The following is a 22,755-nucleotide window of genomic DNA, read 5'->3' as shown; positions in this document are numbered from 1 at the left end:
ATGCACACTCCCGGTCCCCACCTCGAACGATTAACCCACCGCCTGGCCGACACGCCCGTCGAATTCCTCGCCGAGCCGCGCATCGCCGGCGTCGCCAACGCGCAGGCCGTGGCGGTTGCCGCGCTGGTCAACGACATTTTGCTGCTGCATGGCGCGCGCGCGCCGGCCGCGTCCTTGCAGGGGTTTGTTGGCGCGCAGGTGAAGGCCGACCGCAACCGGCTGGCGCTGGCCATGATCCTGTGCTGGCTGCTGGCCGACGACTGGTTCATCGGGCAGCAGCTGCCGCAAGCAGCCTTGCTGCAGGTGCTGGGCGAGGCGGCACGCGAACTGGCTGCCGCCACGCCCGCCCACCAGTTCACGCAAGACCCCGAGCGGCGCGAGGAACTGGCGCGCATCGTGCTGGCAAGGCTGGGATTCCGGCCGCAGGACGAAAGCGTGGCGCAGGCCACGGACAGGCTGTCCGCCATCAGCGGCACGGAACGGCGCCGCCTGCTCGAAGCGAGCCGCCTGGCCGAGCAGCGCGCGCGGGAAATCCGCGAGGCGCTGGCGAAGAAGGCGGCCGAGGAATCGGCCGACAAGTGGTCGCGCGAATGACGCTCGCTGGCAAGCCTGACGTCAATCTGCCTGGCGGCGCCTGGGAATCGGACCGCGACTACTGTCCCACCCTGACGCAAACGGGCAGCCGCATGCTGGAGCACTTGCGCAGCCACCCTTGCGCCCCCGTATACCGCAACCGCAGCGGCAACAAGCTGCTGGCCGGGGAAGTGGCGGCCTTGCGCGCGTATGAGCAGGAAGTCATGGCGGCGGCGATCGGCTGGAGCGATGCCGCGCCGCCGCCCTGGCTGGCGGATTTTCTCCAGACGGTCTACGCCACGGTGCCGCATTACCGCGCCTGCGGTTCACCGCCCGCCCGCCTGGCGGACGTGGCACCCATCAGCCGCGCCGAGCTGGCGCACGACATCGCCGCCTTCGTGCCCGACGATGCGGATCTGGCGCGCATGATCAATTTCCAGACCACGGGCACCACGGGCCACCCTTTGCTGATCGCCTCGCACCCGCTGGTGGCGGGGCGCTACCTGGCCTTCCACAAGCGCGCGCTGCGCCGCTTCGGCGTGACCCTGCGCCATGGCGCGGGGCAGGTGGGCGTGATGCTGCTGGGGCACCAGCGCCGCTGCTTTACCTACGTTTCCGTCACCCCCACGATGAACGAATCGGGCCTGGCGAAGATCAACCTGCACCCGGACGACTGGCGCCACCCGGACGACCGCGCGCGCTACCTCGACGCCATGGCGCCCGAACTGATCGCGGGCGATCCCATCTCGTTTGCCGAGTTGCTGACTCTGCCGATGACGCACAAGCCGTCCGCGCTGATGTCCGTCTCGATGATGCTGTTGCCCGGCATGCGCGCGCGCCTGGAAGCGCGTTTCGGCTGTCCCGTGCTCGACATCTATTCGCTCAATGAGGTGGGGCCGGTGGCCGTCTTCGATGAGCAGGCGGGCGGCCACGTGCTGCTGCAGCATCGGCTGTACGTGGAAATCCTCGATAGCCGCGGCCAGCCCGTGGCCGATGGGGTGCGCGGCGAAATCACGGTGACGGGCGGTTTTAACTTTTGCCTGCCCCTGGTGCGCTACCGCACGGGCGATTACGCGTCGCTGGCGCATGGCCCGCATGGCCCCGTGCTGGTGGGGCTGGCCGGGCGCAGTCCGCTGCGCTACAGGACGATGAACGGCGAGTGGATCAACAATATCGACATCACGCACGCCTTGAAACCGCTGGCCATCGCCCTGTTCGGCGTGCACCAGCATGGCGATGGCGCCATCGCGCTGCGCCTGGCGCCGAACGCCATGCCGCAGGCGGACCGGGCGCGCGCCTTGCTCGCGCCTTTTTTCGGCGCCATCACGGTCGAGACCTTGCTGGCGGAAGACAAGATCATTCAATACACCTCGGATTTGCGGGAAGCAGTGGCATGAACCTTTATAAACGCGGCCTCGTGGTCGGTAAATTTTGCCCGCTGCACCGGGGCCATGAATTGTTGATCAAGCGTGCGCAAGACGCTTGCGAAGAACTGCTGCTGGTCAGCTACACCAAGCCCGAATTTCCCGGCTATGAGCCGGCGCGCCGGGAACGGTGGCTGCGCGCGCAATTTCCCCAGGCTTCGATCGTGGTGCTGGACGATGCGCGCCTGGCCGCCCTGTGCGCGGCGCGCGGCATGCCGGCGCGGATTTTGCCGCACAACGATGACGATGGCGACGTCCATCGTCATTTCATGGGCTGGCTGTGCTGGACGGTGCTGGCGCTGCCCGTCGATGCCGTGTTCACCAGCGAAGACTACGGCCCCGGCTTTGCCCAGGTGCTGCAACGCCATTACGCGCGCGGGCCGGTGGCGCACGCGAGCGTGGACCAGGCGAGAGCGCTGGTGCCCGTTTCCGGAACGCGGGTAAGGCAAGACCCGCAGGCGCACAGCGCCTTCCTGTCGCCCATTGTGCGCGCCGATTTCGTCATGCGCGTGTGCGTGCTCGGTGGCGAATCGAGCGGCAAGACGACCTTGACGCAGGCGCTGGCGCGCCATTTCGAGACGGAATGGGTGGCCGAATATGGCCGCGAACTGTGGGAAAGCCAGGATGGCGTGCTGGCTTATGATGATCTGCTGAAGATCGGCCGGGAGCAGCTCAAGCGTGAAGCTGCCGCTGCCGCACAGGCGCGGCGCTGGCTGTTTTGCGATACCTCGCCCATGACGACGTATTTCTACTGCGTCGAGATGTTCGGCAAGGCGGAGCCGGAGCTGGCGCGGCTGGCCGAACACCGCTACGACCTGGTGCTGCTGTGCGCCCCCGATTTCCCCTTCATCCAGGACGGCACGCGCCGCGACGAGGACTTCCGCGCGCGCCAGCATGCGTGGTACAGGGACGAACTGGCGCGGCGGGGGATCGCCTTTGTCCATGTGTCAGGGGCGGTGACTGACAGGGTCAGGCAGGTGGCGCAAGTGCTGGCGCCGCGCTTCCTGACCATGCAGGGTGCTGGCCAGGTGGCAGACAAAAGAAATGCCGTCCAGTCTTAACTGAACGGCATTGGCGCGCTGGCGAGGATGGTCAGCGATGGCAGTGCGGGGACTGCCATGTGAAATCAGCGATTATTTAAACTTGTAGCGTGCGTTCAAGTAAATATAGCGGCCGACGATATCGTTCATCGCATTGACATAGTTATCGACATACGCACTGTTCGAGTACACGGTACCTTTATCGAACATATTGTTGACGCCGAAACTCACATCCAGGTCTTTGACCGGCTTGAAGTGGACATTCATGTCCCACGCCGTGTACGCGCCAATACGCTTGTTGGTAATGGCGGCGTCCTGCAGTTTCGTCGGATCGTCAATATTCTTCGTGCTGGAGCGGGTACGGGCGGTCAGGGCCACTTCGCTGTCGTTACGCTCGAAGCCGATACGCAGCGTGTTCGACCATTTTGGATGGTAAATGCCGTCCCGACGGTCGGTCGGCTCGCTGCCCGGCGAGATGCTTTGCTCGTACTTCAAATTGTAGCTATTGGACTCGCGCAATTTCAACGTGCCGTATTCACCCACTTTGAATGAGTACTTCACATCCAGATCCAGGCCTGCGACATTCGTCTTGCCAACGTTTTGGAACGGCAGTTTCATGTCCTTGATACGGCCTTTGTTCAAACCGGGATTAGCCGCTTCCAGCACGGGATTGCGCGGATCGCGGCCGATCAGTTCAGCGAAGCCGGGAATCGTGTCTTCATGATCCAGCACGTACTGCGCATCGAGCGTCTGGATGGTGTCCTTTTGACGCACGCTATACCAATCCAGCGATGCGGACAGGTCCTTGATCGGCTGCAAGACGATACCCAAGGAGAAGTTCTTCGCCTTTTCCGCCTTCAGATCAGGATTGCCGGACAGGTAAACCTTGGGACCGTAGGAGCATTGCACGCCCGTGTAACCCAACGGCCCGCAACGCGCCCAGTCGGCCACGGTGGCGTAGGCGGTGGTGGTCGAAGCGATCTCCGGCAGCGTCGGCGCCTTGAACGAGGTCGTGGCCGAACCGCGCAACATCACTTGCTGGTTAGGACGCCATGCGAGCGCCACTTTCGGGTTGTAGGAATTGCCGAAATCGCTGTAATGGTCGCCGCGCAGCGCCAATTGCATTTCAATCTGCTTAGCGATCGGTACGTTTAATTCTCCGTACATGGAATACACCGTACGGCTGGCCTTGCTGCTGGTCGCGCCGAAGTTGACGATGTTGCCCGCTTTCATCTGTGGGTCGGCAACGTCGTCGATCGACTCGTGGCTGCCCTGCAGGCCCCAGGCGAAGCCAACGGATTCGCCGCCCAGCGTGAACAATTCAGGCGTGCTCATCTTCCATTCGGCGCTGCTCAGCTTGGAGGTTGAGCGGTGCGAAGTTGTTGTCAGGAAAGGCAAGTAGGCGCTTTCCGGATTATTCAAGACAAACGGATCGTAGCCACCCGCTTTGCCCAGCAAGCCGGCTTGCAAGGCTGCCGTCGACTTGTCCAACAGCGCTTGCTTGTCGGCGTCGTCGCTCAGCTTGTTCTGGTTCAGGCTGATTGCGCCTTCGCTATCCCATTTGCCCAGCGTACCGCGCCAGCCGCCGACCACGCGCGTGGTCTTGCTGGTGACCTTCGAGGTCCGGTTGCCGGCCTCGTAGACGCTGCGGAAAACCTGCACCAGATCGCCAGGCATGAAGCCGTTCACGCTGCCATCGCTGCCGTCCGGCAGCGTCGCCAGACCTGGGTTGGTCGAACCGGCCGTCTTGTAGTTGGCGCTGCTAAAGTTGGGGGAATTGCCGATAAAGGTAGACGAGTTCTGGGTGTAAGCGGCTTCCAGGAACAATTCGTCGCTGCTGTTGAGGCGCTGCGTGAAAATGGAAGAAATACCGGCGCGCTCCTGCTTTGGCGTCAGGTGCGTAGCGGGATTGGTGAAGCAGACATTGTCTCCGGTGCTCGAGACGCCCACGGTGCCCTGACAACCGGGGATCACATAACCCTTGTCGCCACTGCTCTGGTTGCGGATCCAGCCCATGTATTCGTTGGTCTTGCGGTTGTCGGAGCCGCCGAACTTGCGGAAATCGTGCGCGGCCAGATTCGAATGCTTGTCCGACATCAGCGGATTGCGGCGGTACAAGTCCAGCGTCAACAGCAGGTTGCGTCCATCCTTCTCCAAATCGCCCCAACCCGAGGTCAGGCTGACGTTGCCGGTCTGGCCGTCGCCCTGCTGGTTGGCGCCGATGTTGGCGGTCCCCTCTATGCCCTGGTAGTTGGTGCGGGTCTTGAAGTTGATCACGCCAGCGACGGCGTCGGAGCCATAAATGGCCGAAGCGCCATCGCGCAGGATTTCCACCGATTCGATGGCCGACAAAGGCAGGCTGTTCAAGTCAACGAAGGAATTCTCCGCACCGATCGCGAAGCCGTAGTTGGCCAGGCGGCGGCCATTCAACAAAATCAGCGTGTACTTGGAGTCGAGACCACGCAGCGCGGCCGAAGAGGCACCGGAGGCGAAGGTGGCGCTATCGTTGCCGTCGAGAGAGACGGAAATCGATGGCAGTTTGCTTAACAATTCGATCACGGTGGAGGCACCGGACTTGGCGATGTCGGCGCGCTTGACGACCTCGATGGGAGTCGGGCCTTCCATGTCGACGCGCGAAATATTGGAACCGGTGACGACGACGCGCTGCATTTTATCGTTGGCGACGTCGGCTTGCTGCGCTTGCACTTGACTGGCGATGAGAATGCTTCCTGCCATGACGCTCAGTGCGATTTTAACCGCATGAACGCTCTTTTTTTCTTGAAAAATCATATTCTCCGAGCCCTAGTAAACAATTGATTGCTTTTAATAAACAACAAAATTCAAGCCACCGGTGTCATTGAACGGTCCGGTACTGAAATTATTGTTGCGTCTTTTTTGCCGACAAGCTCATGGATTGACTTTAGCTAGTCTTTTCCATAAGGCTTAGTTAACTATACAACTTCGCTCTGGGTGCGTTTTACATAATGTTGCCAATAAACAACGGAAACAATGTGTATCTAGGCAATATTTCTCGGTATCTATGAATTCCTCGCTTGGTTTGCCGGGCGTCAGACCCAGCGTGGCATCCGGGGAACGAAAAAATCGGGGCGACAGATTTCGCTTGGCGGGTAGGTTTGCCACGAAGGTGGTCCAAGCGAAAATTGCATTAAGGAAATATTTCGGGTCTGGATGTATAGCCCGTGGCCAGGCCGAATGCGCGCATCGACCCGTGCCGACACTGCCGCCGTTCCATTCAGCCGGGGCTTCATGCCATAATCGGCGGCATGAATTACCCTGCCCCTTCACCGGAACAGCCTGCCTCCGGCCTGTTTCGCGCCGAATATGCGCGACGCATGAATGCCGTGCTCGATCATATCGACCGCCACCTGGACACGCCGCTGGATCTGACCCGGTTGGCCGACGTCGCGCATTTTTCGCGCTTCCACTTTCACCGTGTGTTCGCCGCCTGGATGGGCGAGACGCTGGGCGACTATGCGCGCCGCCGGCGCCTGGAAACGGCGGCCCTGCGGCTGGCCTGCCGCCCCGACGAAACGATACTGGATATCGCGCTGGCGACGGGCTTCGGTTCCGGCGAAGCGTTTGCGCGCGCCTTCAAGCTGAAATTTGGCTGCACGCCGACGGCCTGGCGCGCCGGCGTCGCCGACAAAAACGCCGCCATGCTGGCCGCCATGCGCCTGCGCCGGCAAGATAGCAATCCGGATCAGGCCATGCGCAATCCCGGTCAGGAAAACGGGCCGAACTTCCAGCACCATGGGCACTCCAATCCACTTGATAGAGAGAGTCCCATGCAAGTCACCATCCTCGACCTGCCACCCGCCACCGTGGCGTGCCAACGTCATATCGGCCCCTACGGTCCCGCCATCGGCGCCTTTTGGCGCGACACCGTCGCACCGTGGATGCAGTCGCACGGCCTGGGCGACGCCATTTGCTACGGTATCGGTCATGACGATCCCAGCATCACGCCGCCCGACAAATGTCGCTACGACGCCTGCGTCGCCGTGCCCGATGCTTTCCAGTCGGGCGGCCGTGCCAGCATCACCACCTTGCCTGGCGGGCGCTATGCGGTGGCGCAGTTCAAGGGACCGTCCAGCGCCATCGCCGAAGCGTGGACGCGCATGATGCGCGAATGGCTGCCGTCCAGCGGCCTGCAGTGGGATGAGCGTCCGTGCTTCGAACGCTTTTACGCCGCCACGGCGATGGATCCGGCCACCGGCGAACTGTCTTGCGAGATATGCATTCCCGTGCGGCCGCTGTAACCGCCTAGATACCGTTATCCCCGTCAAGCGGCGTGCAAGGTCGGATCCACCATTTTTCCCGACTTGAGCACGCCGAATGCCACGTGCACCCGCTTGCGCCTCATGGCGGGCATGTACAGCGCTTTGCGCAGGAAGGTCGAATCCGGCAAATGCCACGGCTTGCTTGGCACTGTCGAAGCGCTCGGGATGGGCATAATGGGCCAGCCGCCTCAGGCGGCGTTCAAGGCCTGCTCCAGGTCTTCGCGCAAGTCGTCGATATGCTCGATGCCCACGGACAGGCGCAGCATGTCTTCGGAAACGCCCGCCTTGGCCAGTTCCTCTGGATTGAGCTGGCGGTGCGTGGTGGAGGCCGGATGCGTGGCCAGCGACTTGGCGTCGCCGATGTTGACCAGGCGCGTGAACAGTTGCAGGGCGTCGAGCACGCGGGCGCCGGCCGCGCGCGGATCTTCGCCGGCGGCCAGTTTCAGGCCAAACGACAAGATGCCCGAGGCGCGGCCATGCATGTATTTTTTCACCAGCGCGTGGTCCGGGTGGTCTTCCAGGCCCGCGTAATTGACCCATGCGACTTTCGGATGCTGTTTCAAGTGCCTGGCCAGGGCCAGCGTGTTGTCGCAGATGCGGTCCATGCGCAGGGCCAGGGTCTCGATGCCCTGGATCAGCTGGAAGGCGCTCAGCGGAGAAATGGCCGCGCCCATGTTACGCAGCGGGACGACGCGCGCGCGGCCGATGAAGGCGGCGGGGCCGAACGCTTCCGTGTAGACGACGCCGTGATACGACACGTCCGGTTCGTTCAGGCGCTTGAAGCGCTCCTTGTGTTCGGCCCACGGGAACTTGCCGCTGTCGATGATGGCGCCGCCCACGGTGGTGCCGTGGCCGCCCAGGTATTTGGTCAGCGAATGGACGACGATGTCGGCGCCATGCTCGATGGGGCGGAACAGATAGGGGCTTGGCACCGTGTTATCGACGATCAGCGGGATGCCGTGCGCGTGCGCGATCTGGGCCAGCTTGGCCACATCCGTGACGTTGCCGAGCGGGTTGCCGATCGATTCGCAAAAGATGGCCTTGGTGCGCGCATCGATCAGCGCGGCGAAGGTCTCGGGCTGGCGCGCGTCGGCGAAACGCACTTCGATGCCGATCTGCGGCAGGGTGTGGGCAAACAGGTTGTAGGTGCCGCCATACAGCTGGCTGGCGGAGATGAAATTGTCTCCCGCTTCGGCGATGGTCTGGATCGCGTAAGTGATTGCCGCCATGCCCGAGGCGACGGCCAGCGCGGCCACGCCGCCCTCCAGCGCCGCCACGCGCTTTTCCAGCACGTCCTGCGTGGGATTCATGATGCGCGTGTAGATATTGCCGGCCACCTTGAGGTCGAACAGGTCGGCGCCATGCTGGGCATTGTCGAAGGCGTAGGCCACCGTCTGGTAGATGGGGACGGCGGCGGCCTTGGTGGTCGGGTCGGGGGTGTAGCCGGCGTGCACGGCCAGGGTTTCGATTCTCATGTGGTCTCCGGTTCGAATGGGTTGCGGTGGTCAAATCCGCAGCCATTGTGCCATGCGACCGTTAGCTCGATGCTACGCTTGATAGAATATTAAGTCATAAGCTAGTGCATGCCTGATATAAGCCGTGCAGTTCTTCCCGATTGATGAAGCGTTCATGCGTACCGGGGCTGGCGCAGGCGAATGCGCCGGCGATGGCGCCGCGGCGCATGGCGGTGTCCAGGCCTGCGTCGCCCAGCCAGGCCTGCAGGAAGGCGGCAACGAAGGAGTCGCCGGCGCCATTCGTGTCCACCACGGGCAAGTTCAAGCGTGCCGTCGGATAGTGGCGCACGGTTTCGCCGCCCCGTTCCAGCAGGTAGGCGCCATCCGCCCCGGCCATGGCGATGACGGCTTGCGCGCGGCCTTCCGCCACGATGGCGCGCATGACATCGTCGCGCCGCTCGCCCAGCGCGGCCGTGCTGAGGAAGACCAGGTCGGCGCGCAGGGCGAATGTCTTGTGGTGCGGGTTGACGCCATCCCAGTCGTGCAGGTCGGTCGACACCGTGGTGCCGCACGCTTGCGCATCATCGAACAGTTCGGCCACCCAGCCCATGATGGAAAAGTGCGCGTGGCGCGCGGGACCCAGGTAGGGCAGATAGAAGGCGGCCGGCATGCGCACGTCTTCCGGGTGGCGGCCGTCGTACAGCGACATCCTGCGCCCTTGCGGGTCGACCAGGTTGACGCTGCGCCGCGTGCCCGAGGGCTCGACGATGTGCGAGAAATCGAGTTTGACCTCCTTGTAGCGCTGCAGGATGGCCGCGCCTTGCGCATCGTCGCCGATGAAGTCGATGAACTTGCAGCGCAAGCCCAGCGTGTGGCAGCCGAGCGCCACGCCATTGCCCGTGTGCGCCACGTAATCGCGGATGGGCGGCACGTGCACGGAATCGGCCACGGGCAATTGCAGGGAAGGGACGCGCACGATGGTGTCGATGCCGGCGCCGCCGACCACCAGGATGTCATAGGTACTCATGGTGCTGCCTTTTCTAACAGGACGGTGCCGGCCGCGTTCACGGCGACGGCGCCATTTTTAACCAAACAGGTGTGATTCGTATACGCGTCGCGCAGCAGGGCGCCGTCGGCGAACACGCCGTGGACTTTCAAGGTGATGGCGCCTTGCGCCTCTGGCACGGCGATGACGGCGTCGCCATCCATCACGCGGGCGAACGCGTACGGTTGTTCATCGATCAGGCGATGTTCGCCGCGCGCCAGCGCAGGGTGGCGCAGGCGGAACTGGCCCAGCTTGCGCGCATGCGCCAGGGTGGCCGCATCGAGCGACGACCAGTTCATGTCGGAGCGTGTGGCCTGCTGCTCGTCGCCGATGGGCGCGGCGCCAGGCTGGCGCGCGCTTTCATCGCCATAGAACAGCTGCACGCCGCCCGGCGCCAGCAGCAGGGCCGACAAGCCATGTTTCAGCCGGTCGCGCGGGAACAGGCTGGTGTCGTGCGACGAGATATACGACAGGATGTCGTAGCGGGGGCCCGGGCCCTTGCCCAGCAAGCCCGCGTACTGGCGGTACACGCCGTCGATGCTTTTCCAGTCGCCGTTGGCGCGATTCTGGAAATCGAAATTGATCATCGAATCGAAGCCCGCGTCATGCCAGCTGCTGTGCTCGGGGCCATGGCCCCACGCTTCGCCCGTCATCCAGAATGGCGCATCGTCGATCTTCTGCTGCGGGTGGCGCGCCTTCCAATCCTTCAATGCATCGGTGGCCGCCGCGCGCAGGGCCAGCCAGCTGGCCGGCTCCACGTGCTTGACGGTGTCGGCCCTGAAACCGTCGACGCCGAATTCGCGCACCCAGTCGGCCAGCCAGTGGACAAGGTAAGTGCGGACAGTCGCATCGGGCAGGGCCACGGCGCGCGTGTCGCTTTTACGCTGCAGGATGGGCGGCAAGCCCACGGCCTTGCCGCTCTCCGTGCGGAAGTCGGGCAGATACGCCAGCTGCATCGTGTAGTCGTCCTTGCCGCCGTCGGGGTAGCCGGGCAAGCCCGCGCGCACCCAGTCCGGCCCCCACCACTGCGCGAATGCGAAGTTGTTGTAGTCGATGAAGCTGTGATAGTCGCGCAGCACGGCCTTTTCGTGACCGGGCCACAGCACGGGCACCTTATATTCGGCCAGGGTGCGCAAGTCCGCATAGCCGGGGTGGTTCAGCACCACGTCGAACAGCACGCGGATGCCTTGCGCGTGGGCGAGATCGATCATCTCGCGCAATTCTTCGCGCGTGCCCATGTTGGCGTCCATGGTGGTGTAGTCGAGCGCCCAGTAGCCGTGGTAGGCATAGTGCTGGAATTGCTGCTTGCCGCCCACCACCCAGCCGTGTATCTGCTCGTACGGCGCCGTGATCCACAGGGCGTTGACGCCCAGTTCCTTGAAATAGCCGGCTTTGAGCTGCTGCGTGATGCCGGCGATGTCGCCGCCGTGAAACGTGCCGACGTCGCCGCCTTGCGGGTCGGCGGCGCGGCCATAACTGTGGTCGTTGCCGGGGTTGCCGTTGGCGAAACGGTCCGTCACGGCGAAGTAGACGATGGGGTTGTCAGCGAAGCTGACGCTCCCTGCCTGCGCCGAAGCGCTGAGTAACAGGGCGGCCAGCGTAGTCAGGGAGCGGCGCATGGTCAGCCCTTCACGCCGCCAGCCGTCAGGCCGGAGATCATCCATTTTTGCGCCAGCAGGAACACGGCCGTGATGGGCAGGCCGGACAGGATGGCCGCCGCGGCGAAGTCGCCCCACAGGTATTTTTGCTCGTACAGGAACAGCTTCGAACCGACGGCCAGGGTCAGGTTGTTCTGTTCATGCAGCAGCACGGAGGCGATCGGGTATTCGATGATGGCGCCGATGAAGGACAGCAGGAATACGACCATCAGGATGGGCACCGTCATCGGCAGCAGCACGTAGACAAACGCTTGCCACTGCGTGGCGCCGTCGACCTTGGCCGCTTCCTCGATCTCGACGGGGATGGTTTGATAGTAGCCCTTGATGGTCCAGATATGCAGGGCGATGCCGCCAGTGTAGGCCAGCACCAGGCTGCCGTGGTGGTCGATGCCCAGCCACGGCACGTAGCTGCCCAGCACATCGAAGATGGCGTAGATGGCCACCAGGGCCAGCACGGCGGGGAACATCTGCAGCAGCATCAGCGCCGACAGGGTCTGCGACTTGAAGCGGAACTGCATGCGCGCGAACGCATACGCGCAGGTGGTCGACAGCAGCACGGTGACGGTGGCGCTCATGCTGGCCACCTTGATGGAATTCCATAGCCACAGCAGCACGGGGAAGTCCGGCTCGACCAGGGCGCCGTTGGGGGCCTGGTAGGACATGCCCAGCGCCAGTCGCCAGTGTTCGAAGCTGATCTCGGGCGGTATCAGGCTGCCCGAGGCGAAGTTGCCGGGCCGCAGGGAGATCGAGAGAATCATCAGGAAGGGGAACATCACCAGCGCGATCAGCGCGATCACGGCGACGTGGGCCGCCAGGATGCGCCAGCGGTTGGAACGGTCGACAACGATAGCCATGGTCTGTCCTTTATGCTTTGTTCATGCGCGTCAGGCGCATGTTGACCAGCGAAATCGCGGCCACGAGGAAGAAGATCAGGGTCGAGATGGCGGCGGCCAGGCCGAAGTTCTGGCCGGAATCCTCGAACGCGATGCGGTAGGTGTAGGACACGAGCAAGTCGGTCGTGCCCGCTGGCAAGGTTGTGTCGAGGAAATCGGGACGCCCGCCCGTCAGCAAGCTGATCAGCACGAAATTATTGAAGTTGAAACCCAGGCTGGCCACCATCAAGGGGGTCAAGGGCTTGATGATCAGGGGCAGGGTGATCTTGAAGAAATTCGTCAGCGGTCCCGCGCCGGCCAGGGCCGACGCTTCGTACAGGTCCGATGGGATCGCCTTGATCAGGCCCATGCACACGACCATCATGTAGGGGTAGCCGAGCCAGGTGTTGACGATCAAAATCATGGCCTTGGCCAGGGTGGTGTCCGAGAACCAGGCGGGCTTGATGCCGAACAGGGCGTCGAGCACGAGGTTGATTTCGCCAAAGTTATTGTTGAACAAGCCCTTGAAGACCAGGATGGAAATGAAGCCCGGTACGGCGTACGGCAGGAACAGCAGGGTGCGGTAGAGGCCGCGGAAGCGCAGCGCATCCCAGTTCAGCAGCACGGCCAGCACCATGCCCAGGCCCGTGGTGGTGGCCACGCTGATCAGGGCGAAGACGATGGTCCAGACGAAAATGCGCAGGAAGGGGCCGCGGAACGCTTCATCGGAGAAAATCTTGACGAAGTTGGCGAAACCCACGTTGACCTTGAAACCCGGTTCCAGTTTCGTGCCGTCCGGCATTTCATAAAAGCCCGTCTTGAAGTTTGGCTTGACCAGTTCGCCCGTGGCGACTTTCTTGAGCGTTTTGTCCGGTAACTGCTTGTAGACATGCGCGACGGGGCCGAATTCGCGCAAGCCCACCATGCGCAGCTCGATCTTGTTCGGCAACACGAGGGTCAGCAGCTTCAAATCCTTTTGCAGGGCGATGATGTCCTTGATGGGCAGCGGCGGAGCCAGCACGGGCGCCTGCACGGGATCGGGCGGCGCCACTTCCACGTTCAGGGGCACGGCGCGCTTGAGGGCCAGCGGCTGCGTCAGCAGCACTTCGCCCGTGTCCGGGCTTTCCAGGCGCAAGCGGTATTCCTTGTTGTCGGCGTGCACGGTCATCGCATAGCCGGCGCTTTCCACGCGCTGCGTCTCGTCCAGCAAATATTGCGTGGCGCGCTCATAGGTGAGCAGGTTGCGCGAGCTGAAATTGGTAAAGCCGATCGACACCGTGTACACCATCGGCAGCAGCACGAAGACGATGACGGCCGTGATGCCGGGAAACAGATAGCGGTAAGCATAGGCGCGCGGCGACGTGAAGACAAACGTCGTCAGGGTCAGCAAGCCGAGGAAAACGGCGGCCAGCATGGTCTGGCCGGAAATGTACAACATGAAGAGCAGATACAGACCCAGCGCCATGCTGATGGTCAATACCGTAGGGCCGATAAACTTGCGCACGATGGATACCTGTGAAGATGGATGCTGTTTGCGTCGAACTTGTACGCAATGGAGAGCTGGGGTCAGACCCGGCGGGTCTGACCCCGGATTTCTGCTGATGGGCGAAAATTAAATTTCGCCTAACCAGCGTTTATCAATTCGCCGTCGTAATCCGCTTCGCCGCCGCATCCAGGCCATCCTTGGTCGTCTGGCGGCCTTGCGTGATGTTTTCCAGCGCCGATTGCATCGACGACCAGAAGCGGCCCATTTCCGGGTTGTTTGGCATCGGGCGACCCGCTTGCGCGCTTTCCATCGTCGCCTGGATGTTCGGATTGGCTTTCAATTCGGCGAACAGCACCTTGTTCGCTGGCGTGCCCAGCGGGACGTCGGCATTGATGGTTTTCAGGCCATTGAGCTGCAGCATCTGGTTTTCCAGGAATTCCGTCGCCAGGTCCTTGTTCGGGCTGGCTTTCGAAATCATCGCGCCCAGCACGCCCACGAATGGGGTGGCCGTCTTGCCTGCGACGGTAGGGATCGTTGCCACGCCGTAATTGATCTTCGATTTGCGCGCGTTGTCCCACGACCATGGACCGTTGATCATCATGGCGATCTTGCCCTGGTTGAAGCCCGCTTCCATTTCCGCGTAGCCGGCGCCCTTCGGCATGGCGCCGCTGTTGATCAGGGTCATCAGCGCATTCACGCCCGCTTGCGAACCGGCATTGTTGACACCCGTCTTGGCCGCATCGTAGCGGCCGTCGCTCTTGACTTCAAACGGGAAGCCGCCGCCCGCGCCCAGCAAAGGCCAGGTGAAATAGGTATTCGTGTAATCCCACAGGATGGCTTTCTTGCCTTGCGCGGAGAGTTTTTTGTCCAGCGCGGCGATTTCCTCGAAGGTCTTTGGCGGGGTCGGCACCAGGTCCTTGTTGTAGACGAGGGCGACGGCTTCGATGGAAATCGGGTAGCCCCAGGTCTTGCCGCCCACGGTAAAGGCGTTCCACGCCAGCGGCAGGATGGCGGCGCGCGCTTCCTTGCTTGGCGTCACTGGTTGCAGCAAGCCGGCGTCGATCCAGCCGCCGATGCGGTCATGCGGCCAGATCCAGATGTCCGGGCCCTTGCCGGCGGCCGCCGCTTGCTGGAATTTGTTTGGCGCATCTTCCGGGTGCTCGACGACGACCTTGACGCCCGTCTTCTTGGTGAATTCCTCGCCGACCTTGGCCAGGCCCTTGTAGCCTTTGTCGCCATTGATCCAGATCAGGAGGGTGCCTGCTTCGGCCGCGTTCGCCATGCTGACGGCGGCCAGGTTGCCGATGCCGGCCAGGGCGGCGGCGATCAGGGTGGTTTTGATGAAGCTGCGTTTCGGGTGCGTGAAGGACATGTCAATCTCCAGTATCTTTTTTTATGCTAAGTTTATGTTGAGTATCAAGGCTGAAACGATGCAACCAGGCCAGGCGGCGCCTGTAGCGCCTGGCCCCTTAAATGTGGAATCAGGTACGCGTCTGGCCGTGCTCGTCGAACACGTGGACGCGGGCGGGTGCCACCTGCAGCGCCACGGATTGGCCAATGGCCCAGTCCGTATCCGCATCGGCGCGCACCACCAGCGGCTCGTCGCCGCCCGGCACCTGCACATACAGATAGCTGATGTCGCCCAGTTTTTCCACCGCTTGCACGGTGGCCGTGAGGGCGGCGGTGGCGCCGGGCGCGCATGCCTGCACGTGTTCGGGGCGCGCGCCGATGGTGACGGGGGTGCCGCTGGCCAGCGGCTGCTCGAGTGCCGCCTGCAGCATGCCGCCCGCGTTGGTGGCGATCGTGGCCACGCCGTCCGCATAGCTGTGGATCTTGCCCTTGAGGAAGTTCATGCGGGGCGAACCGAGGAAGCCGGCGACGAACAGGTTGGCGGGATGGTGGTACAGCTCCAGAGGTGCGCCCACCTGCTCGATGCGGCCCGCGTTGAGCACGACGATGCGGTCGGCCAGGGTCATCGCTTCGACCTGGTCATGCGTGACGTAAATCATGGTCGAGCGCAATTCGCGGTGCAGATTCGCCAGTTCGATGCGCATCTGCACGCGCAGCGAGGCGTCGAGGTTGGACAGCGGTTCGTCGAACAGGAAGACGTCGGGCTTGCGCACGATGGCGCGGCCGATGGCCACGCGCTGGCGCTGGCCGCCCGACAAGTCTTTGGGTTTACGTTCCAGCAAGGGTTCGATGCGCAGGATCTGCGCGGCGCGCTGCACGGCGTCGGCGATCTGCACCTTGCTCATGCCGGCCAATTTGAGGCCGAAGGCCATGTTCTGCGCCACGCTCATGTGCGGGTACAGGGCATAGCTCTGGAATACCATGGCGATGCCGCGTTTGGCGGGCGGCACGTCGTTCATGCGCGTTTTGCCGATGAACAAGTCACCGCCGCTGATTTCTTCCAGGCCGCAGATGCTGCGCAGCAAGGTGGATTTGCCGCAACCCGACGGGCCCACGAAGACCATGAATTCGCCATCGGCGATCTCCAGGTCGATGCCGTGCAGGGTTTGCACGTCGCCATATGCCTTCTTCAGGCCTGTTAACTTCAGTCCAGCCATGTCGTCCTCATTCTGTCAATTCGGCCCCGCTGATGCGCGGGGCTCGTTATTGTAATTGGCGGCATGGCCGCCAAAGCCTGCGATTTACGCCAAGGTGCCGAACCAGCCGCCATGCGCGGGCAAGCTGATCTGTTGACCATCTTTGTTTCCTGGCAAGCCGTGACCGGCCAGGTTGGCCGCCGGCGCCGCATCGGGCCAGGCGAAGGTGACGGCTTGCGTGCCCAGATTGAAGGCGGCCAGCACGGACGGTTGGCCGGGCAGGTCGCGGCGCAGGGCCAGCACGGGTTCCGGCGCATCGAAGAAAACGATATCGCCGCGCAGCAATTGCGGCAGGGTGCGGCGCCAGGCGAGGATCTTCTGCGCAAACTGCAGCGGCGAGGCGCTATCGCGCTCTTCCACGTCGACGGCGCGCGCCAGGTGTTCAGGCGGCACGGGCAGCCAGGGTTTGGCAGTGCTGAAGCCGCCGTGCGGCGCTTCGGCCACCCACGGCATCGGTGTGCGGCAGCCGTCGCGGCCCTTGAACTGGGGCCAGAACGGGATGCCGTACGGGTCTTGCAGCGCCTCGAAAGGAATGTCCGCTTCCGTCAGGGCCAGCTCGTCGCCCTGGTACAGGCACGGCGTGCCTTTCAGCGCCGCCTGCACGGCCAGCACCACCTTGGCCAGCGATGGCGATGGATTATCGCCGCCCCAGCGCGTCATGACGCGCACGCTGTCGTGGTTGCCCACGGACCAGGACGCCCAGCCGTCGGCCACTTGCGCCTCGAATTCTTCCACCTGGGTGCGGATGTGCGCGGCCGAGAACTCCGCCGTCAGCAAGTTGAAACTGTAAGCCATGTGCAGCTTGTCGGCGCCCGTGTAGGCGGCCATGGTGGCGAGCGCATTGTCGTCGCCCACTTCGCCGATGGAAATGGCCTGGTATTCATCGAGCACGGCGCGCACGCGCTGCAGGTAGGCGATGTTTTCCGGCTGCGTCTTGTCGTACACGTGCGCCTGCATGCCGTACGGGTTGATGGCCGACACGCTGCTGGCGTCGCGCTGCGCGGCTGGCGGATTGTCGCGCAGCAACTGGTCGTGATACGGGAAGTTGCAGGAATCGAAGCGGAAGCCATCGACGCCGCGCTCGAGCCAGAAACGCAGGTTGTCCAGCTGCGCCTGCTGCACGGCCGGATTGTGGAAATTCAGGTCGGGCTGGCTGGCGAGGAAATCGTGCAGGTAGTACTGGCCGCGGCGCGGCTCCCATTGCCACGCGGAACCGCCGAACACGGACAGCCAGTTGTTCGGCGCCGTGCCATCCGGTTTCTGGTCGGCCCACACATACCAGTCGGCCTTGGCGTTGTCGCGGCTGGAGCGGCTTTCCACGAACCACGGGTGGTTGTCGGACGAGTGCGACAGCACCTGGTCGATCATCACTTTCAAGCCCAGTTCATGGGCGCGCGCCACCAGGCGGTCGAAATCGGCCAGGGTGCCAAACATGGGGTCGACGTCGCAGAAGTCGGCCACGTCGTAGCCGAAGTCTTTCATCGGCGACGTGAAGAAGGGCGAGATCCACACGATGTCGGCGCCCAGGGCGGCGATGTAATCGAGCTTGGAGGTAATGCCGGGCAAGTCGCCGATGCCGTCGCCATTGCTGTCGAGGAAGCTGCGTGGATAGACCTGGTAGATGACGGCGCTGCGCCACCAGTCGGCGGGCAGGTGGGCGAGATTGTTCTGAATGGTCGGCATGAATGATTTCTTAAAAGTTGTCTGTAGCCGTGGCTATCAGGGCGGCGCTGCTGGTTGGTAGGCGAACGTCTTATTTTAAAATTCAAAGCGCTTTGGGTATGAAATGAGTATAGTTCAAAGCGCTTTGAAAAGTAAAGCGATACACGCGCCAGACATACGATTTTTTTATGAGGGTGATTCAGGACAACGATGCGCCGCCGCCGGCAAGGCGGCCGGCGGCATGGGGACAGCGGAAAATGCCTAGTTCGGCACGGGACCGGCCGACTCGCCCGGCAGCAGTTCGCACGGCCACAGTTCCTGCAAGTCGCTGACGGGCGTGCCGTCCATCAGGGCCAGCAGCATGTGGATCATCTTTGCGCCGGCGCCGCGCGGGTCGGGCTGGACGACGGTGGTGACGTTGTGGCCGGCCAGGGAATCTTCCATCACGCCCCAGACGATCAGCGACATCTCGCGGCCGATGGCGATGCCCGCGTCGAGCAGGGCGCGCACGGCGCCCACGCCCGACATGTGGTTGTCGACGATGACGGCCGTGGGGCGGGGCGAGCGGGCCAGCAGGCGCTGCATGGCCTGGTAACCGGCGCGGCGGTCGTGCGCGTTGTCGACCAGATTGTCGGGGTCGACGGCCAGGCCACCCGCCTGCATGGCGTGCTGGAAACTCTCGACGCGCTGGCGCACGAAGTTCAGGTCCGGCGTGGCGCTGATCAGGCCGATGCGCTGGTGGCCCAGCTGCGCCAGGCGCTCGACGGCCAGGCGCATGCCCGCTTCATTATCGTAGTCGAACCACGCGTGCGGCTGGTTCAGCTGCGTGCGGCCGTGCGCGACGAACGGCATGCCCTGCTGCGCCAGGTAGGCGATGCGCTCGTCGAACGGTTTGGTGCGCCCGACGATCAGGCCATCGATGCGGCGGCCCTTGACCATGCGTTCATAGGTGTGGAATTCATTGGTGGCCGAGGCGGGCGCGATCATCATGTCCATCTGCTGCGCTTCCAGCGCTTCCGACATGCCGCCCACGATCTCGATGAACATGGGGTCGGCCAGGTCGTTCGGCATCAGCGGGTAGATGATGCCGACGATATTCGTGCGCCCCACGGCCAGGCTGCGCGCCATGGGATTGGGGCGGTAGCCGGCCGCCTGCGCGGCGGCCAGCACCCGCTCGCGCGTGCGTTCACTCACTTCCGGATAGCCGTTCAAGGCGCGGCTGACGGTGGTTTCGGATATTCCTAGCGTTTTGGCGAGATTTTTGAGGTTCATGGATGCTGCGGTCGGGGTCTGTCTTGGGTGGGTCTTGCCGCTGCCGGCCTCCTGCCGGTGGGCGGGAGCGGTGCGGTGCGATGAAGGGTAGTTTATCTGATAAATGCCGGATTGATCAGGGTCATGACAAGCGGCGGCGGCGCCCAAAAAAATACGCGGGCAAACCCAGGGGCGCCCGCGCTAAAAGAGGATACTGCTGAATCACTACATTGAAGCTGCCGGCCATCGCGTGCAGCGGCGAAATGGTGGGTCCGGATATTACTTGCCCCTGGATAAGCGGGCGGTGTTGCTGCCACCGGCAAGCGTCCGGAGACGCCTGCCGACGTTCTAGAGTCCTGCGCTTACCACCAGGACTCGACCTGGAAACCGACGGAGCTGCCGTTGGTCTTGCCACCAAACACGCCCGTCGACGACAGCGCCGATTCCGCGGCGGCGGCCGACTGGGCTGCCTTGTTCCATTTGGCGTAGGTGTAGAAGGCGCGCAGCACGGGACGCGACCAGAAGCTGTTGCCGGCCGACAGTTGCGGCGCGAAGGTCAGCTTGGTCAGGTTGCGGCTCTCGCCGCCTTCCGGCTTGACGATGTCATGGCCCAGTTCCACGGCCAGGCTGTAGTTGTCCGTGAAGTGGTAGACGGGGCGCGCGCCGATCGAGGTCCACTTGCTGCTGACGCCCGCCGTTTCCTTGTCTTCGTAGACGAAGGTGCCCATGCCCGACCAGGCGCCTTTGGGCTGGATCATGATCTGTTCCGTCAGGCGCACGACCTTGTCATCCTTGTTGGCGCCGAGGCTGAAGCCGCCCGTGTTGGCGGCGCTGCCTTTGCCGTACTGTAATGCCACCTTGTTGAAGCCGCCCAGCAGATTGCCTTGCGTATGCATGATGGTCAGCAAGTGGCCGCTGGCGATGGGTGCCGCGCCTTGCGCGTTGCGTTTCTGATTAAATTGCAGGCCCAGCGTCAGTTCACCGTCCGGGTTGACCTTGATGCCGGAGAAGCGCAGGTCGTGCGACAGGCCCATGCGCTTGCTGTCGCCGTCATCGGCCGTGCGCACGATGGCGTAGGCCAGCTTGGCGGCGCCCAGGTCGATGTTTTCCAGGCCGGCGCCAGGGCCGCTGTTGTTCCAGAAGTAGTAATCGGTGATGTGCACGTCCTGGCGGTCATAGTAGCGCTTGCCGACCCAGGCGCGCGCTTCGGCGAAGGCGCCCGTGCCGATCTTGTCGGCCACCACGTTCATTTCGCGCCACGACGGATCCGATTGCTCCCAGTCCTGGTTCTGGTTGACGGAGAACGCCACCAGGGTATTGATGCGGAAAGTGGTGCCGTTGGCTGCCTTGAAGGCTTCGCCGCCGAATTTCAGCTCGCCGTAGGTTTCGCACTCATTGCCCAGACGATATTTGGACGAGGCGCCGGCCAGGCCGAAACAGGCTTCCTTGCCGCCTTCGCTGCTGGTGCCGAAGCCCGAGCGGATGTAGCCGCCGAAGTCGATCGGCAGGGCGGCCTGGGCGGCCGAAGCGCTCAAGGCCAACGCCACGGCGGCAGGCAAAGTTTTCAAGAAATGTTTGTTCATTGCGTCTCCAGTGTTTTTATAGGTGTGGGATCGGTGCGCGTCACTTCGCACAACCAAAGCGCTTTAGTTATGTTTCAAAGCGCTTTGAGTATAGTTCAAAGCGCTTTGATCAGTAAACTAGTTTTATTCTTGAAAACTTTTGAGGTGTTGCGGGGAAACATCAGGGAGGGGGCGGCACGTGGGCGCCGCCGCGTACGGCAGACGGAATGATGGTCGTGATTATTGCGGTGCCTTGCAGGCTGACAGGGCGGCCGTGTCCGTTGCTGTAACGGCCGGATGGCGCAAAAAGGCCAGGATCAGCAGGGCCGATGTCGTGGTGATGCTGGCCAGCACATACAGCAAGTGGCGGAAGGCGGTGCCATAGGTCTGCGCCAGTGCGGCGGCGCCGGCCTGCGGCAACAACTCGCTCGCCTGGCGCAGCTCGCCCAGCGCCAGGAAGGGGCCGGCGTGCGCCGCCTGCTGCGCGCCGATGCCGGCAAGGCCGGCGCCGCCCAGCGCCGCCACGGTGAACGTGCCCAGCAGCGCGCTGACGATGGCCAGCGCCAGGCCTTCGCCCGCCACCCGCGTCGTGTTGAAGATGCCGGCCGCCATGCCGGCCCGCTCGACGGGCACGACGCTGATGGCCAGGCCATCCATCAAGCCCCAGGGCAGGCTGATGCCGCAGCCGATCAGCAACAGCGGCCCCAGCAAGGTAGCGGGAGCCTGGCCCGGCGCGCAGGTGGAGAGCCACAGCAAGCCGCCCGCCGCCAGCAGCAGGCCGCTGGCGCAAATGTGTGCGGGAGCAATGCGCTGCGCCGCCATGCCGGCCAGGACAGGCAGCACCAGCATGGGCGCCGACAGGGAAATCATCATGCGTCCCGCCTCCAGCGCGCTGTAGCCTTCGATGCCGATGAAGCGGGCCGGCAGCAACACCAGCAGCACGACAAAGGAAAACGCGGGTGCGGCTGCCAGCAGTTGCACGCCGGCAAAGGCAGGCAGGCGGAACAGGGTCAAGTCCAGCATGGGGCGCGCCGCGCGCCGTTCCACGCGGATGAAGACGGCCAGCAGCAAGGCCGCGCCACCGAACAGCCCCAGGCTGGCGGGGCTGCCCCAGCCACTGTTGGGCGCCTGCAGCAAGCCGTACGTAAACAAGGAGAGCGCGCCGGTAAACGTCAGGGCGCCGGGCCAGTCCACGCCTTGCGCCTGCGGGTCGCGCGTTTCGCGCATGGCGCGCGCGGCGGCCAGCAGGGCGGCCAGGCCGGCCGCGGCCGTGGCAATGAAGATGGCGCGCCAGCCCGTGCGGGTGATCAAGGTGCCGGCCAGGAAGGGGCCGAAGGCCAGGCCCACGCCGAAGGCCGTGCCGATCAGGCTGAAGGCGCGCGCTCGGGCGGGACCATCGAACTCCTGCGCCAGCGCCGCCAGTCCGCTCGACAGGGCCATGGCGCAAGCGAGGCCCTGGACGGCGCGCAATACGTCGAGCCACAGGATGCCGGGCGCGGCCGCCAGCGCCAGCGCGGCGGCGGAAAACACGCCCATGCCCAGCAAGAACACGCGCTTGCGGCCGTAGCGGTCGGCTAGGGCGCCAGCCACCATCAGGCAGCCGCCAAAGCTGAGCATGAAGGCATTCGTGATCCACGCCAGCGCCAGAGGCGTACCGTGCAGGTCGGCGGCGATGGCGGGAATGGCGATGGCCGGCCCCGTGAAACTGAGCGGCATGCACAGCGCGGCCAGGCAGACGGCGGCCAGCACGACGGCGCGCCGGGCCGGGACGGCAAGTTTCATACGGTGATGCGTATCCATGGGAATGATTCCAGAAAGAGGGAA

General features: G+C 63.6%; 16 protein-coding genes. 4 read left to right on the top strand and 12 right to left on the bottom strand.

Translation table 11 applies throughout. The annotated features are described in order from the left end of the window. Genes GCN78_RS15565 through GCN78_RS15555 form a run of 3 tightly spaced genes read left to right on the top strand, consistent with a single transcriptional unit; the run spans position 1 to position 3,058 of the window. A complete protein-coding gene (locus GCN78_RS15565) occupies positions 1 to 594 on the top strand; it encodes a hypothetical protein (protein ID WP_152252501.1) in 594 nt (197 codons plus the stop codon). Continuing rightward, positions 591 to 1,970, top strand: coding sequence for a phenylacetate--CoA ligase family protein (locus tag GCN78_RS15560; protein WP_152252500.1), 1,380 nt, complete (start codon positions 591 to 593; stop codon positions 1,968 to 1,970). The genes GCN78_RS15565 and GCN78_RS15560 overlap by 4 nt, the downstream gene beginning before the upstream one ends. Next, positions 1,967 to 3,058 (top strand): AAA family ATPase, encoded by a 1,092-nt coding sequence (locus tag GCN78_RS15555; protein WP_152252499.1) that lies wholly within the window; start codon positions 1,967 to 1,969, stop codon positions 3,056 to 3,058. Before GCN78_RS15560 ends, GCN78_RS15555 begins: the two co-directional genes overlap by 4 nt. Positions 3,059 to 3,130: 72 nt before the next feature. Here the strand turns inward: GCN78_RS15555 and GCN78_RS15550 are convergent, their stop codons facing one another. Then, positions 3,131 to 5,827: a TonB-dependent receptor gene (locus tag GCN78_RS15550; RefSeq protein ID WP_152252498.1), complete on the bottom strand. Its 2,697-nt coding sequence runs from the start codon at positions 5,825 to 5,827 to the stop codon at positions 3,131 to 3,133. 494 nt (positions 5,828 to 6,321) lie between these two features. On the opposite strand from GCN78_RS15550, the gene GCN78_RS15545 reads away from it, so the two are divergent. Further along, positions 6,322 to 7,314 (top strand): AraC family transcriptional regulator, encoded by a 993-nt coding sequence (locus GCN78_RS15545; RefSeq protein WP_226939654.1) that lies wholly within the window; start codon positions 6,322 to 6,324, stop codon positions 7,312 to 7,314. Positions 7,315 to 7,523: 209 nt separating this feature from the next. Here GCN78_RS15545 and GCN78_RS15535 read toward each other — a convergent pair whose 3' ends face one another. From GCN78_RS15535 to GCN78_RS15485, 11 genes are all read right to left on the bottom strand, one after another. Beyond that, positions 7,524 to 8,810, bottom strand: a complete 1,287-nt coding sequence (locus GCN78_RS15535) for an O-acetylhomoserine aminocarboxypropyltransferase/cysteine synthase family protein (protein ID WP_152252497.1) — start codon at positions 8,808 to 8,810, stop codon at positions 7,524 to 7,526. Positions 8,811 to 8,904: 94 nt separating this feature from the next. Then, a complete protein-coding gene (locus GCN78_RS15530; RefSeq protein WP_152252496.1) occupies positions 8,905 to 9,816 on the bottom strand; it encodes a carbohydrate kinase family protein in 912 nt (303 codons plus the stop codon). After that, complete coding sequence (locus GCN78_RS15525) at positions 9,813 to 11,453, bottom strand: alpha-amylase family glycosyl hydrolase (protein ID WP_152252495.1); 1,641 nt, start codon at positions 11,451 to 11,453, stop codon at positions 9,813 to 9,815. Before GCN78_RS15525 ends, GCN78_RS15530 begins: the two co-directional genes overlap by 4 nt. A gap of 2 nt (positions 11,454 to 11,455) precedes the next feature. Beyond that, a complete protein-coding gene (gene malG / locus GCN78_RS15520; RefSeq protein ID WP_070218276.1) occupies positions 11,456 to 12,346 on the bottom strand; it encodes a maltose ABC transporter permease MalG in 891 nt (296 codons plus the stop codon). Positions 12,347 to 12,356: 10 nt separating this feature from the next. Beyond that, positions 12,357 to 13,868: a maltose ABC transporter permease MalF gene (gene malF, locus GCN78_RS15515; RefSeq protein WP_152252494.1), complete on the bottom strand. Its 1,512-nt coding sequence runs from the start codon at positions 13,866 to 13,868 to the stop codon at positions 12,357 to 12,359. Between the two features lie 133 nt (positions 13,869 to 14,001). After that, a complete protein-coding gene (malE, locus tag GCN78_RS15510; RefSeq protein WP_070218275.1) occupies positions 14,002 to 15,222 on the bottom strand; it encodes a maltose/maltodextrin ABC transporter substrate-binding protein MalE in 1,221 nt (406 codons plus the stop codon). Between the two features lie 109 nt (positions 15,223 to 15,331). Continuing rightward, positions 15,332 to 16,417, bottom strand: coding sequence for an ABC transporter ATP-binding protein (locus GCN78_RS15505; protein ID WP_152252493.1), 1,086 nt, complete (start codon positions 16,415 to 16,417; stop codon positions 15,332 to 15,334). A gap of 84 nt (positions 16,418 to 16,501) precedes the next feature. Beyond that, positions 16,502 to 18,139 (bottom strand): alpha-amylase family glycosyl hydrolase, encoded by a 1,638-nt coding sequence (locus GCN78_RS15500; RefSeq protein WP_152252492.1) that lies wholly within the window; start codon positions 18,137 to 18,139, stop codon positions 16,502 to 16,504. A gap of 240 nt (positions 18,140 to 18,379) precedes the next feature. Next, a complete protein-coding gene (locus GCN78_RS15495; RefSeq protein ID WP_152252491.1) occupies positions 18,380 to 19,390 on the bottom strand; it encodes a substrate-binding domain-containing protein in 1,011 nt (336 codons plus the stop codon). A gap of 341 nt (positions 19,391 to 19,731) precedes the next feature. Next, entirely contained in the window at positions 19,732 to 20,952 is a 1,221-nt protein-coding gene (locus tag GCN78_RS15490) for a maltoporin (RefSeq protein ID WP_152252490.1), read from the bottom strand. 219 nt (positions 20,953 to 21,171) lie between these two features. Then, entirely contained in the window at positions 21,172 to 22,713 is a 1,542-nt protein-coding gene (locus GCN78_RS15485; protein ID WP_152252489.1) for an MFS transporter, read from the bottom strand. Positions 22,714 to 22,755: the final 42 nt, after the last annotated feature.

It is taken from the genome of Janthinobacterium rivuli, from assembly GCF_009208735.1.
Lineage (GTDB): Bacteria > Pseudomonadota > Gammaproteobacteria > Burkholderiales > Burkholderiaceae_D > Janthinobacterium.
This window is presented reverse-complemented; position numbering and strand designations above follow the sequence as displayed.